At 55.0% G+C, this 13,217-nt stretch carries 18 protein-coding genes; 16 read left to right on the top strand and 2 right to left on the bottom strand.

Annotation, left to right across the window (positions count from 1 at the left end):
• The first annotated feature begins 5 nt into the window (after positions 1–5).
• The 11 genes from rplN to infA all read left to right on the top strand — a co-directional run bounded on the left by rplN (position 6) and on the right by infA (position 6,066).
• Positions 6–371 carry a 50S ribosomal protein L14 gene (gene rplN / locus H6G07_RS09645; RefSeq protein ID WP_073609625.1) on the top strand — a complete coding sequence of 122 codons (366 nt, stop codon included), beginning with the start codon at positions 6–8 and terminating at the stop codon, positions 369–371.
• Positions 371–715: a 50S ribosomal protein L24 gene (rplX, locus tag H6G07_RS09640; RefSeq protein WP_073609624.1), complete on the top strand. Its 345-nt coding sequence runs from the start codon at positions 371–373 to the stop codon at positions 713–715. Before rplN ends, rplX begins: the two co-directional genes overlap by 1 nt.
• A 64-nt stretch (positions 716–779) precedes the next feature.
• Positions 780–1,325, top strand: coding sequence for a 50S ribosomal protein L5 (rplE, locus tag H6G07_RS09635; RefSeq protein ID WP_073609623.1), 546 nt, complete (start codon positions 780–782; stop codon positions 1,323–1,325).
• A 26-nt stretch (positions 1,326–1,351) separates the two neighbouring features.
• Entirely contained in the window at positions 1,352–1,753 is a 402-nt protein-coding gene (rpsH, locus tag H6G07_RS09630; protein WP_073609622.1) for a 30S ribosomal protein S8, read from the top strand.
• A gap of 81 nt (positions 1,754–1,834) precedes the next feature.
• On the top strand, positions 1,835–2,374 hold the full coding sequence (gene rplF, locus H6G07_RS09625; protein ID WP_073609621.1) for a 50S ribosomal protein L6: 540 nt from the start codon (positions 1,835–1,837) through the stop codon (positions 2,372–2,374).
• Positions 2,375–2,377: 3 nt separating this feature from the next.
• Positions 2,378–2,737 carry a 50S ribosomal protein L18 gene (gene rplR, locus H6G07_RS09620; protein WP_073609620.1) on the top strand — a complete coding sequence of 120 codons (360 nt, stop codon included), beginning with the start codon at positions 2,378–2,380 and terminating at the stop codon, positions 2,735–2,737.
• A 66-nt stretch (positions 2,738–2,803) separates the two neighbouring features.
• On the top strand, positions 2,804–3,325 hold the full coding sequence (rpsE, locus tag H6G07_RS09615) for a 30S ribosomal protein S5 (RefSeq protein WP_073609619.1): 522 nt from the start codon (positions 2,804–2,806) through the stop codon (positions 3,323–3,325).
• 36 nt (positions 3,326–3,361) lie between these two features.
• Positions 3,362–3,808 carry a 50S ribosomal protein L15 gene (gene rplO, locus H6G07_RS09610; protein WP_073609618.1) on the top strand — a complete coding sequence of 149 codons (447 nt, stop codon included), beginning with the start codon at positions 3,362–3,364 and terminating at the stop codon, positions 3,806–3,808.
• Positions 3,809–3,916: 108 nt separating this feature from the next.
• Complete coding sequence (secY, locus tag H6G07_RS09605) at positions 3,917–5,230, top strand: preprotein translocase subunit SecY (protein ID WP_073609617.1); 1,314 nt, start codon at positions 3,917–3,919, stop codon at positions 5,228–5,230.
• The gene (locus H6G07_RS09600; RefSeq protein ID WP_073609616.1) at positions 5,230–5,784 is read left to right on the top strand and encodes an adenylate kinase; all 555 of its coding nucleotides are present in this window, start codon (positions 5,230–5,232) and stop codon (positions 5,782–5,784) included. The genes secY and H6G07_RS09600 overlap by 1 nt, the downstream gene beginning before the upstream one ends.
• Positions 5,785–5,841: 57 nt before the next feature.
• Positions 5,842–6,066, top strand: a complete 225-nt coding sequence (gene infA / locus H6G07_RS09595) for a translation initiation factor IF-1 (RefSeq protein ID WP_017297627.1) — start codon at positions 5,842–5,844, stop codon at positions 6,064–6,066.
• Positions 6,067–6,074: 8 nt separating this feature from the next.
• On the opposite strand, the gene H6G07_RS09590 is transcribed toward infA, so the two are convergent.
• A complete protein-coding gene (locus H6G07_RS09590) occupies positions 6,075–7,118 on the bottom strand; it encodes an N-acetyltransferase DgcN family protein (protein ID WP_073609615.1) in 1,044 nt (347 codons plus the stop codon).
• Complete coding sequence (locus tag H6G07_RS09585) at positions 7,099–8,193, bottom strand: dipeptide epimerase (protein WP_338420688.1); 1,095 nt, start codon at positions 8,191–8,193, stop codon at positions 7,099–7,101. Before H6G07_RS09585 ends, H6G07_RS09590 begins: the two co-directional genes overlap by 20 nt.
• Positions 8,194–8,382: 189 nt before the next feature.
• Between H6G07_RS09585 and H6G07_RS09580 the strand changes: the two genes are divergently transcribed.
• The 5 genes from H6G07_RS09580 (at position 8,383) to H6G07_RS09560 (ending at position 13,134) form a co-directional block, all read left to right on the top strand.
• Positions 8,383–9,039 carry a CHRD domain-containing protein gene (locus H6G07_RS09580; protein ID WP_073609614.1) on the top strand — a complete coding sequence of 219 codons (657 nt, stop codon included), beginning with the start codon at positions 8,383–8,385 and terminating at the stop codon, positions 9,037–9,039.
• Positions 9,040–9,192: 153 nt separating this feature from the next.
• Positions 9,193–9,774: a sigma-70 family RNA polymerase sigma factor gene (locus H6G07_RS09575; protein WP_073609613.1), complete on the top strand. Its 582-nt coding sequence runs from the start codon at positions 9,193–9,195 to the stop codon at positions 9,772–9,774.
• A 4-nt stretch (positions 9,775–9,778) separates the two neighbouring features.
• Positions 9,779–10,543, top strand: a complete 765-nt coding sequence (locus tag H6G07_RS09570; RefSeq protein ID WP_073609612.1) for an anti-sigma factor — start codon at positions 9,779–9,781, stop codon at positions 10,541–10,543.
• Between the two features lie 75 nt (positions 10,544–10,618).
• Positions 10,619–12,043 (top strand): pyridoxal phosphate-dependent decarboxylase family protein, encoded by a 1,425-nt coding sequence (locus H6G07_RS09565; protein WP_073609611.1) that lies wholly within the window; start codon positions 10,619–10,621, stop codon positions 12,041–12,043.
• 443 nt (positions 12,044–12,486) lie between these two features.
• A complete protein-coding gene (locus H6G07_RS09560) occupies positions 12,487–13,134 on the top strand; it encodes a DUF3386 domain-containing protein (protein WP_073609692.1) in 648 nt (215 codons plus the stop codon).
• The last annotated feature ends 83 nt before the right edge of the window (positions 13,135–13,217 follow it).

Genomic DNA, 13,217 nt, shown 5'->3' with positions numbered 1-13,217 from the left:
AAATTGTGATTCAGCAGGAATCGTACTTAAACGTGGCGGACAACAGCGGTGCCCGAAAGCTCATGTGCATTCGCGTACTCGGTGGTAACCGCCGCTATGCCGGGGTGGGCGATGTAATCATCGCTGTGGTTAAAGACGCGCTGCCAAACATGGCCGTGAAAAAGTCAGATGTCGTCCGGGCTGTAGTGGTGCGCACTAAGAAAGGCTTGCGCCGCAGCAGCGGTATGAGTATTCGTTTCGATGACAACGCTGCCGTGATTATTAACCAAGACGGCAACCCCAAAGGCACTCGCGTGTTTGGGCCAGTAGCCCGTGAGCTGCGCGACAAAAACTTTACCAAGATTGTGTCGCTGGCACCGGAGGTTCTCTAATGGCAACAACAAAGCAACCTGTGCGCCACAAGGTGCATGTGCGTAAAGGTGATACCGTTCAGGTGATTGCTGGACGCGATCGCGGCAAGGTCGGCGAGGTGCTGACCGTTATTCCCAAAACCAGCCAAGTGGTTGTACAGGGCGTAAATATTCGCACCAAACACGTTAAGCCTCAGCAAGAAGGCGAGTCGGGTCAGATCGTGACCCAGGAAGCCCCCATCCACAGCTCTAACGTCATGCTTTACTCCGAAAAAGAGAAAGTGGCGAGCCGAGTTGCTTACACCTTTACCGATGACGGGCGTAAGGTGCGGATGCTGAAAAAGACCGGTGAAATCATTGACTAAGGTTTTTAGTCTTACGCCCATCCTCTAGTCCTGACCAAGCCCAGGAAAGCGATAGAAACGACCCATGACCGACCAGTTAAAGACCATATATAAAGACACCGTTGTACCTAAACTGATGGAACAGTTTAAGTACGACAACATCCATCAAGTGCCCAAGGTGGTCAAGGTGACCGTCAACCGGGGCCTGGGTGAAGCGTCTCAGAATGCCAAAGCGCTGGAGTCTTCTCTGAGCGAACTGGCTTTAATCACCGGTCAGCGTCCGGTGGTAACCCGCGCCAAAAAGGCGATCGCAGGGTTCAAAATTCGTCAAGGCATGCCCGTGGGGATGATGGTCACCCTACGTTCTGACCGCATGTACGCCTTCCTAAATCGCCTCATCAACCTGACCCTGCCCCGCATTCGTGACTTTCGCGGCATTAGCCCCAAGAGCTTCGACGGACGTGGCAACTACACCTTGGGTCTGCGAGAGCAGTTAATTTTTCCTGAAATTAGCTACGACAGCATCGATCAAATTCGCGGTATGGATATCACCATCGTGACTACCGCCAGCACTGATGAAGAAGGCCGAGCGCTACTCAAGGAATTGGGTATGCCGTTCCGTGACAACTAACACAGGTTTATACGCGTACTAGAACTATGGCTGCTAACGACACAATTGCGGATATGTTGACTCGCATCAGAAATGCGAATCTGGCGCGGCACCAAACTGTAGGTATTCCTTCTACCCGGATGACCCGGAGTATTGCAAAGGTGCTCAAGGAAGAAGGGTTCATCACGGATTTCTCTGAAACTACTGTCGAAGAGCGTCCTCAACTGGTGGTCGCCCTCAAGTACAAGGGCAAGACTCGTCAGCCCATCATTCGCAACCTTACTCGCGTTAGCAAGCCCGGTTTGCGCGTGTATTCCAACCGAAAAGAGCTACCTCGGGTGCTGGGGGGTATTGGCATTGCAATTGTTTCTACCTCTAGCGGAATCATGACTGACCGCGATGCCCGTCGTCAGGGTATTGGTGGCGAAGTGCTTTGCTATGTCTGGTAGGTAGCTGAACAGCAATGTTGTTAGCTAACGGCTAGTCATCAAGGGCGTTATCGAGTGCTAAGGATTTAGGAGTTTTGCATCATGTCACGTATTGGCAAACGGCCAATCCCAGTCCCGGCTAAAGTGTCAATCGTAATTGACGGTCAGGACATTCAGGTTAAAGGGCCAAAGGGCGAGTTGTCTCGCACCCTGCCCAGTGGAGTAATGGTGGTTCAGGATGGTGAAACTGTTCTGGTCAACCGCAAAGACGATTCTCGCCTAGCCCGCGAGCGTCACGGCCTTTGCCGTACCCTAGTAGCTAATATGGTTGAGGGTGTTTCGAATGGCTACCAAAAGCGCTTAGAGATTCAAGGTATTGGTTACCGAGCACAGTTGCAGGGCCGCAACTTGAACCTCAGCTTGGGGTACAGCCACCCTGTCGTATTTGAGCCCCCTGCTGGTATTGAGTTCGTAGTCGAAAATAACACTAATGTTGTCATCAGTGGCATTGACAAAGAATTAGTAGGCAACATTGCCGCTAGCATTCGGGCGAGCCGACCCCCTGAGCCTTACAAGGGCAAAGGCGTGCGCTATGCCGGTGAGCAGGTCAGACGTAAGGCCGGTAAGTCAGGGAAGAAATAAGTCATGAAAGCAAGTCGTAAAGAATTAACCCGTCGCCGTCACGTCCGCATTCGCCGCCGCGTGTTTGGCACCTCTGAACGGCCTCGGTTGGCCGTGTTTCGCTCAAATCAGCATATCTATGCCCAGATCATTGACGATACAGCTCACCACACCCTAGTTGCGGCCTCGACGGTTGAGCCCGATGTTTTGAAGAATGAGTCTGGAGCTACTCAGGACTCGGCCACTGTAGTCGGCAAATTGATTGCTGAGCGTGCGCTGAAGGCTGGTATTACTCAAGTTGTTTTTGACCGAGGCGGCAAGTTATATCACGGACGAGTAGCGGCTCTGGCTGAGGCAGCCCGTGAAGCAGGCTTGAGCCTATAGGCCAAGCGTGATTGTTGGATAGAAAGCACCTGATTTTGCTTGATGTAAACAAGGCTGGGGAAAGGCATGGCAAACCGTCGCAAAGAAGCGCGTACTAAAGAAAAGAAGACCGACTGGCAGGAACGCGTTGTCCAAATCCGTCGTGTGACTAAGGTGGTGAAGGGAGGTAAAAAACTTAGCTTCCGTGCCATCGTGGTTGTCGGCAATGAGAAAGGCCAGGTTGGCGTTGGCGTTGGTAAGGCCGGCGATGTCATCGGTGCTGTGAAGAAGGGTGTAGCCGATGGCAAAAAACATCTGGTAGATGTGCCTCTGACTCGCTCTTATTCCATTCCTCATCCCTCCAATGGGATTGGCGGTGGTGCCAAGGTGTTTATGCGCCCTGCTGCTCCTGGTACTGGAGTGATTGCTGGCGGTGCCGTACGCACGGTGCTCGAATTGGCTGGGGTACGGAATGTCCTAGCCAAGCAGCTAGGCTCTAACAACCCCCTTAATAATGCTCGAGCTGCAGCGGACGCTTTAGCGTCTCTGCGCACCTTTGCTGACGTGGCTGAAGAACGGGATATCCCGGTTGAAAGCCTGTACATTTAATTCATTTCGGTATCGCTGTTTTTATTTTCCTCAGCCATGAGAATCAACGACGCACAACCACAAGTCGGCTCTAAGCGCCGCCGTCGCCGCGTCGGTCGCGGTATTTCTGCTGGCCAGGGCGCGAGCTGTGGCTTTGGCATGCGAGGGCAAAAGTCTCGTTCGGGTAGCGGTACTCGACCTGGCTTTGAGGGTGGCCAAATGCCCCTCTATCGTCGCATTCCTAAGCTCAAGCACTTCCCACTGGTCAATCAGAAGGAATACACCATTATCAACGTTAAAGGGCTGTCTGACTTGGCAGCAGGGACTGACGTCTCGCTTGAGTCTCTGCTCGAAGCCGGTATATTGACCACCAATGATGGGCCTTTGAAGGTGCTGGGTCATGGTGAAATTGGTGTGGCCCTAAACGTTAGAGCGGCGGCTTTTACCCAGTCTGCTAAAGAGAAAATTGAGCAGGCTGGCGGTACATGGGAAGTTGTCGCATAGCGGGATGGCTCGCTCATCCCTTAGACTAAAGTTAGGGACTGTAACCGTAGATTCTGCGGTTACTTATTGCCGTCAATGTATTGCTAAACGTAGGCCTGAGGTACATGCATGGTCGTAAGTCGGGGTAAAAATCCAAGCGCGCAGGAGACATTTATGCAAATGGCCCAGGCCGCTGGCCTGCGAAGCCGTTTGCTGGTGACCCTAGGGCTTCTGGTATTAGTTAGACTAGGGATTTTTATTCCGGTACCAGGTATTGATCGCCAAGCGTTTGGTGCTTCCATTCAGTCGGGCAGTTTGGCTGGCTTTGTAGGCTTCTTAGATATCTTTGTGGGGGGCGGTCTGTCCGCTCTAGGTATCTTTGCCCTGGGGATCCTGCCTTTCATCAACGCTTCAATTATCATGCAACTGTTGACGGCGGCTCTGCCTCAACTGGAAGATCTGCAAAAGAATGAAGGGGAAGCTGGTCGTCGCAAGATCTCCCAAATCACTCGCTACGTAGCTCTGGGCTGGGCGATTTTGCAGAGCACTTTGCTGGCGTCCTTCTTGCTCTATCAATTTGCGGAAGTTCCTGGCCCTGCGTTTGTGGCCCAGACGGTAATTGCCCTGACAGCCGGGTCAATGTTTGTGATGTGGGTGGGTGAGTTAATCACTGAGCGTGGTATCGGCAACGGTGCTTCGCTGCTGATTTTCCTCAACATTGTCTCGACCCTGCCACGGTCGTTAGGCCAAACGATTGAGTTGGCGCAGAGCGGCGATCGCGGCCTAGTGGGCGGCATTATCATTTTGATGCTAGCCTTTCTGGCCATGATTGTGGGCATTGTCTTTGTGCAGGAGGGGACTCGCCGCATTCCCATTATTTCTGCTCGTCGTCAGGTAGGCCGCAAGCTCTATTTAGAGCAGAGCAATTACTTGCCCCTGCGACTTAATCAGGGCGGCGTCATGCCAATTATTTTCGCCTCTGCTGTGCTGGTGCTGCCGATTTCGTTAACCCAGTACATCACTAATCCTGGATTCAGTCAGTTTGTGAATAACTATCTGAACCCAACTTCTCTCTTCTATGTTTCGCTGTACCTCGTTCTTATCCTCTTTTTCAGCTACTTCTATTCGTCTCTGGTAATGAACCCAGATGATGTATCGCGCAACCTGAAGAAAATGGGGGCTAGTATTCCTGGCATTCGCCCTGGTAAAGCGACTACTGAGTACATCAGCCGCATTCTCAATCGGTTAACTTTTCTTGGTGCTGTCTTTCTCGGTATGGTGGCGGTCGTGCCCAGTGCAGTGGAAAGTTTGACTCGGGTACAAACTTTTAGGGGCTTTGGAGCTACTTCTCTACTTATCCTGGTGGGTGTTGCCATTGATACGGCCAAGCAGATTCAGACCTACGTAATCTCACAACGCTACGAAGGGATGGTGAAGCAGTAGTGACTCGACTTATTTTTCTAGGTCCGCCGGGGGCGGGCAAGGGCACTCAAGCTCTGCTACTGGCTAAGGACTGCGAGGTTCCTCATATTTCGACTGGGGATATTCTGCGGTCGGCGGTGGCGGCGGGTAGTGAACTGGGCCAAAAAGCAGAGCAGTACATGAGTGCCGGGGAACTGGTGCCTGATGAGCTTATCTTAGATCTAATCCAGGAGCGGTTGGGTCAGGATGACACTAAAGCAGGGTGGCTGTTGGATGGTTTCCCTCGCAATGTGCCCCAGGCTGAGTTTTTGCAGAAACTGCTTGACCAGATTGAGCAGCCCGTTGACTTTGTGGTCAACCTAGATGTCGAGGATGATGTGATTGTTGCCCGCCTGCTGCAGCGGGGACGTGACGACGATGAAGAGTCAGTGATTCTTAACCGACTTCAGGTATACCGTCAGCAGACGGAGCCGTTAATTGATTTTTATCGTGACCGCCAACAGTTGGTATCGGTAGATGGTAATCAAACCATGGACGTAGTTCATGCTGACCTAAAGCGCCTAGTACTCGAGTAGTTACTGGGGTTATGCTAGAGTTCAGCCTGTTGATTGTGTAATGAGGGAGAGTTCAGCTTGTCTAAGCAAGACCTAATTGAAATGGAGGGTACCATTACTGAATCGTTGCCGAACGCGATGTTTCGGGTCGATTTGGATAATGGATTTAACGTATTAGCCCACATTTCTGGGAAGATTCGTCGTAATTACATCAAGATTTTGCCGGGCGATCGCGTCAAGGTAGAGCTTACCCCCTACGACCTCACCAAGGGGCGCATTACCTACCGTCTTCGCAAGAAGTAGCCTGACTATTAGGCCAAGATGGGTGTCAATAGTTTGTCGGCCCCTGTGCGGAAGATGTCTGCACAGGGAAGTAGTGTTTGGGCCTCGACCGACTGAATGGCCTCCTCGGCATTAGCTGCGGCGAGGTGACCCGTGTTGAGGGCGATCGCGACTACCTTAGCCGGGTAAAATGCCCCTGCTGCTGTTGTGACCTGTTCATAGAGGGCGATTACGCCGGGTAAATCCGGAATTTTTACTTGGGGAAAGTTGTGAATGTGGCTCTGCCCAGCTCGGTGTACCAGCACCAGATGGGTGGGTTGGGTGCCTCGCAGCAGAGGCAGTGTAGCGGTCGAGGCCGGGTTGAGTAGCGATCCCTGCCCTTCCACAAAGACGAAGTCGTAATGAGGGCCATGGCGCATAAGCTGCTGTTCGACGGCTCCTGACGCGTAATCAACCCGAATGGCATCTAGCGGCACGCCGTCGTCCCCCAGCATGAGGTTGGTTTGGCCCGTGGCAATCACTTTAGATCGCAACCCGCGCTGGAGGCAGGCGCGGTGCAGCTCTAGGGTTGCCGACATTTTGCCCACGGACATATCGGTACCTACGGTCAGAATGCGCTTGCAGTTTAGCTGACTGGCCTGCCCGCTCCCCACAGTCAGGCCTTCCGGTTCCTGGCGTACGTCCCAAATCCACTGGTGGTCTCTCAGCCAGGGCTGAAGCGCTGGGTGGGTGGCCATGGGTGTATGCAGGCCGTTTACAATACTCAGCCCTGTTTTGACCGCCTGCTCAATTTCTTGAAACCAGGCATCGGGCAGCTTGCCACCAGAGGGAGCAATGCCAATAGCCAGCACATCTGGGGTGTAGGCCAGGGCCTCGGTGAGCGATTCGACTACGGGGATAGGCTTGTCGATGCCAGTGAGGTCATGGAGCGATCGCCCCGCCGCCTGATAATCAATCACCGCCACAATCGGCGACTGGCTAAAGCGCAGCAGGGCCAGGCCCGTCTTACCCATGGTGCTCTGAGTGCCCTCGTGCATGAGTAGGGCAATGCGGCTATCGGGCTTGAGGTACATAGCTAAGTCCAAGTCCTGGGTGAGCAGAGGGAAGTAGGCGTCCGTCAGCTAGGGTAAGGCCACTGAAGGGGTCGTCCCGCAGGTTGAGGTGGCTGTCGAGGTCGAGATAGTCGGCTAAGGGCGAGAGCTGAGCCATAGCCCCATTCGCTAAGCTGCTGTCGGAATAGCAGCCGAACATCACCTGAAGGCCGCAAGCCCGCGCGGTGTGAATCATCCGCAGGGCCTCGGTCAGCCCCCCAGCTTTCATCAATTTAATGTTAATGCCATCGACCAAATTCGCTAGACGAGGAATGTCTGAACTGTTGAAGCAGCTCTCATCTACAAAAATCGGCAGCGGTGAGTCTCGCTTGAGCTTGGCCAAATCAACATCCTGGCTGACGGGTAGGGGTTGCTCTAGGTGGGTAACGCAGCGATCGCCTAACCAATCCGCCATTTGTTTGGCTTCCTCCAGGCCCCAGCCACCATTGGCATCGACGCTGAGGCTGACGGCGGCGGGGATCTGGTCATAGACGGCCTGAAACATAGCTTGATCGGCTTCAATGCCTTGGGGACTACCGAGCTTTACCTTAAGGGCGCGAGCGGAGGTTTGCTGTAGCCAATCCTGCGATCGCTGCCGGGCGGCCTCGGGCGATGAAATGCCCACGGTAACTGACGTCGGCTGAATGCGCCCTAAATCCAGCCCCAGCAGTCGCCAAATAGGCTGCCCAACCAACTTGCCGCACCAGTCCCACAGCGCCACGTCGAGGGCGGCGCGGATAGCCGAGGGGAGAGATGACCCGGCAACAGCGGCCTCAATCGCCTGGCGTTCCAACGGATGGAAGGGCGATACGGTTGTCTGCAAGTGAACTATGGCGGCCTGCAATGTGTCCAATGTTTGTCGGTGGGTGCCAATAGAAAAAGGAGCCGCTTCTCCCCAGCCTTCTATGCCCTCGGCGCTGAGCTTAAGCCAGAGATTAGTCGATTGGGCTGTGGTGCCGCGACTGATAGTGAGCGGTACACGTTTGTGAACAGTAAACGGCTGACAGGTAATTTCCATGCAGGTGGTAGCTAGCTCAATGGCGGTACTTGGCAACACCGTAGGTCAACGCTGAAGCAGGGCAATGTGCTCAGGGCACTGCTCTCAACTCAGCAGTCGCGCCACTGCTGGTCGGGCTAGCTAAGTTTTTACGCTATGCTACTGCATCCAATCGGCAGAGCGCTGCGTACTGGGTATGAGTCTTCACCAAAGAGACTTTTAGCCGTTTGTTGAGTGGAATGAAGCATTATGTTGAGAGAACGAAAGCATCTGCGCAATAGCTTAATTGCCTTAGCTACCTGTCTGTTTGTAACGCTACTGTACTCTCCGATGCTGGGCCGGGTGATGGCTCAGGCACCGCTGGTAACCCCCGCGCTGGCAGCAACTCCCTGGTCTGGTGCCCCCAGCGACACCTTTGCCCTAGGAGAACAGATTGATGCAAACCTAGCGGCGGCGACGGCTCCTCTGCTGGCTCAAGGCTTAAATGAGCCCATCGTTACCTATATAGCCACGCTCAGCGGTCAGAATATTGTACCCAAAGGGGTCATGACCGATGCCCGTGGAGTGGTTGGGGCGGCCCTGTCCGGCAATCGCCTAGTGGTGCGCGGCAGTTTTCGTGAGCTGAGCAGTGCCCCGCGCGACTATGCCACCGACCCGCTCGATCCGCCTAACCCCAACATCACCTCGGCGTTCCACGTCCACCGCGGTAGCGCTAGCGAAAATGGGCCATTTCAGTACGCCCTAGAGGTAACTATGAATGCCAACGGTCGCGGGGGAAGCGCCATGGGCGACTATACCCTCACGCCTGAACAGCTTCAGGCGCTGCAAAATGGCATGCTGTACATCGACTTCCACACCAGTCGCTACCGGGCTGGCGAACTGCGAGGCATTTTAATGCCTGCTTAGGCGATCGCTACATACTCTATATCCCGTTGGGTGGCGCTCAGTCACCACCCAACGGGATGGCAGCACACCCGAACCATGGCATTGTATAAAGCAATGATTGCGGTACGATCCTCCAGTCACGTGACGGGTCTGGTGTCTGAGCATCCAATGTATATGGATTTTGATCGACTGACCTCGACAGGCACTGAAGCACCCACGGATGCAGACCTTTGGTTGGCTTTAAAGGCGGGGCAAACTAACGCCCTTGGCCCTCTGTACGATCGCCACGGTGGACTGGTCTACGGCATTGCTCTTAAAGTGTTGAGCCACACCCAGGACGCCGAAGACCTGACCCAAGACATTTTTGTCAAGCTACCGTTGGCGGCCTATGACCCCCAACGAGGCTCGTTGCGCACATTCCTGGCCATACTGACGCGATCGCGCGCCATTGACCGCCTGCGATCGCGCCAAGTGGCTCGGGCTGCGGTGGAACGCCTTCAGTCTGCCCAGGTAATACCCCCGACCCGCACCCCAGAGCAGGCTCTAGCCCAAGCTGAGCGTGCCCACGACATCCAGACGGCTCTAGATCAGCTTTCTGAGAGTCAGCAAAAGATTTTGCGCCTGGCCTACTACGAAGGGCTATCCCAAACCACCATTGCCGAACGGCTCGATACCCCCCTGGGCACCGTCAAAACTCATTCTCGTCGAGGCCTGCTGAGGCTACGACAAATTCTCCAAGAGCGTTGGGGTAACTAGCACTATGACTGGGTCGATCTCATCAGAACAATTGCAGCTGCTGCTGGCGGGCTATGTTCTCTACAACCTTAGCCCCGAAGAGTCAGCTACCCTGTCAGACCTGCTGGCGGCCAACCCCGATCTACAGCAGGATATTGACCAGCTCCAGCAGGCGCTGGAAACAGCCTACGATGCTGATTCTGTCAGCCCACCTGCCCATTTGAGGATGGCTCTACTACAGACCGCTGCCCAGTCGGTTGATAGGGCTGAAGCGGTGAGTGCCTCGGTTGTGGCTCTGGGGCGGCCTCAGCGTTGGGGACGAATCTGGGGGGCAACAGCAGCAGTGCTGATTGCTGGCCTCAGTTTGAGCAACCTGATGCTTTGGCGATCGCTACAGCTTGAGCGGGCCAGCCAGCCGAACGAAACCTTGACCATTGCCCTGGGTTCTCCTGAGGGTGGTGCGTCGTCGGGACAGGCTCAGGTGGTGATTAACCCCAATACCCTGGCGGGCTCCCTCACGGTGGCGAACCTGCCGCCCCTGGAGCCTGGTACTGTTTACGTACTGTGGACGGTAGTAGACCCCAGTGCTGCGGCCACTGTGGACCAAAAAAACGCTATTCTCACCACCGTGTTCACGGTGAATGAGCAGGGCCAGGTGTCGCAACCCATTGATCTGCCGCCCGTGTACCGCCGCGATCGCGGTCTTGTGCGGGCCGTGGCCATTACCAAGGAAAGCGCCGCCGCGCCCCAGGCCCACCTGTCGCCTCCCCTGCTAATTCAGCCCTTGTAGAAACTCAGGGTTTCTCTGGCATAGGGTAGAGCATTGGCGAGATAATTGAGCCATAGTTCCCTCAAGAGGTGTACGTTGGCTCCATCGGTTTTGCCTGCTACCGCGTTTATCGACCCCCAGGGCCACAACCGAGCGGCCATTGCAGCGATTTTGCAGACGGTGGTCGAGCAAATTCTTGACTACTCCACAGGGGCGGGCAGCCACGACCCTCTGCCCTCAATCAAGGAGATTGAGTTTAGCGGTATTCCAGTTCAGCCCACGGCGATCGCCCCCCTGTTGGCATCCCTGGGCGACCTCATGGCCCAGTCGATGAACCCGGCCCACCCCGGTTACATGGGCCACATGGATCCCTTACCCAGCACCGCTTCTATTGTGGGCGACTGGGCGGCGGCAGCCTTGAACAACAACATGCTGAGTGTGGAGATGTCGCCTGCGCTGTCGCGGTTAGAGCCGCTGCTGCTGGCCGAATTGGCCCAGATGTTTGGGCTGGGGGAGCGGGCGGGGGGGCTGCTGGCCAGCGGTGGCAGCCTGGCTAATTTGCAGGCGCTCACCGTTGCCCGCAACGTCAAACTAGACTGTCTACGGCAGGGATTGGCCGGAGGGCCACCACCGGTGATCTTGGCTTCGGAGATGGCCCACACCTCGATTCAAAAGGCGGCAATGGTGCTGGGACTGGGGCTGGAGGGGGTAGTGCTGGTACCCGCAAACGCCAATGCCCAGATGGATGCGACTGCTCTAGACGAGAAAATTCAGAGTGCGATCGCCCGAGGGCAGCGGCCCTTTGCGGTGGTGGGTACGGCGGGCACCACCGTCACCGGCAACATTGACCCCTTGCCTGAGATCGCCCGCATCGCCCAAACCTATAAGCTCTGGTTTCACGTGGATGCGGCCTATGGTGGCGCGATCGCCTTTTCGCCCCGGCACCGGCATCGGCTGACGGGCATTGAACAGGCCGATTCGGTGACGTTCAACCCCCAAAAATGGCTGTATGTCACGAAGACCTGTGCCTCGGTGCTGTTTCGCGATCTGGGGTTGCTGCACAGTCACTTTCGAGTGTCAGCACCCTACATGAATACTGAGCCCGACTGGGTAAATCTAGGGGAACTGACGGTGCAGGGAACTCGCCATGCCGATGTGCTCAAACTGTGGCTCACGCTCCAGCATCTAGGCCAAGTGGGCTGCGCCGAACTGATCGAGGCCAGTTATGCCCTGAGCGAGCACTTTGTCACTCAGGTGCGCCAGCGTCCCTACCTAGAACTGGCCAGCGAGCCTGAGATGAATCTAATCTGCTTTCGCGGCTGCCCCGCCGCGCTGCCGCCAGCCCAGCGGGATGCCTGGAACGCCAGCTTGCAGAACTACCTGCTGAAGCAGCACCAGATCTTTTTATCGGTGCCGTGCTTTCGGGGGCAGCGATGGTTGAAGGCGGTGTTGCTCAACCCGTTTACTACGGCGGCTGAGGTAAGCCAGCTATTTGAGGCGATTGATCAGTACGCTGGTTGAGGGGTGCGATCGTCTACTTGTTGCCAAAAGCAAGTTATCCACAGACAGCTAAAAAACTGTGGATAACCTAAAGCTTTTGCGATCTGACAACAACGAATAATCCTAAAAGCCCTGACTGTGCAGGCTTTTTGGCAGATGCCTTAAAATTAAGGCTGACAAGTAACCTGTGGAAAACTATAACTGAATTCAGCTTCTAGGAACCGATCTGCCCAGCAAAATTGTGGCCAAAAAAACTGAGCGAATTAATCGGCTTTTTATTCTAAGGGGTGACTCCGTTATTACTGTAAATCACAATACATTTCTTTGCAATTCGCGGCTGACCTTGCCCACCATTTTCAGCCCAGGCCAAGCCCAGGGGAGTCTAGAATCGCTATGCTAGAGAGGCTCCAGCACAGCGGCAGGGCGCTGTTTGTGCACCAAACATGAACCGGGAGATTTATTTAATGGTTGGAACTCAGCTTGCAGCACGGGACTTATTTCGCGCTGCCTATGAAAATCGCTACACCTGGGATGCAGCTTTCCCTGGTTACACCGCCGATGTGACGTTTACCCACAACGGCCAGACCCATAGTGGCCAGGTCAAGGTTAGCGCCGACCTCAAGCTTGAAGTGAGCGGCATTGCCGATGAGGCGGCCCAAAAAATGGTGCATGGTCAGCTGTTTGAGGTCTCGATTCACCGGGTGCGGCGCGAGTTTGAAGACAGCCACAGCAACAACACCTTTCGCTATGGCGATACCCTCGCCGACGGCTCAGTGGAGATTTTGATGGGCGGTAAGGCCGAGGGCGATCGCTACCAGCTCAAAGACAACGAAGTGTCGATGGTGCATCGCCATATTCACGGTGTCGTGGTGACCATTCACACCTATAGCAGCCATGACACTGGCTCAGGCTACCTGTCGCATCGCTATGACTCGGTCTACCACGATCCCAAAACCGGCGATCAAAAGGGCGGCCTCAGCGATTTTGAAGACGAATACACCGAAGTTGGCGGCTACTATATTCTTTCTCGCCGCGCCATCGAAACCAGTGTTGGCGACGACATCGATAGACAGGAATTTGTATTTTCTAACATTGCTCTGATTGCGGTCTAAGGGCTCTGCCCATCTAGTTGACGATGGCGCCTCACCCGTCCTGCCTAGGCAGGACGGGTTTTCTACTTATCTGGGCGCGATCG

Origin of the sequence: Phormidium tenue FACHB-1052 (assembly GCF_014696675.1) — a bacterium.
Lineage (GTDB): Bacteria > Cyanobacteriota > Cyanobacteriia > Phormidesmidales > Phormidesmidaceae > Nodosilinea > Nodosilinea tenuis_A.
Note: the sequence above shows the minus strand (reverse complement) of the source record. Positions and strands in the feature narration are given on the sequence as shown.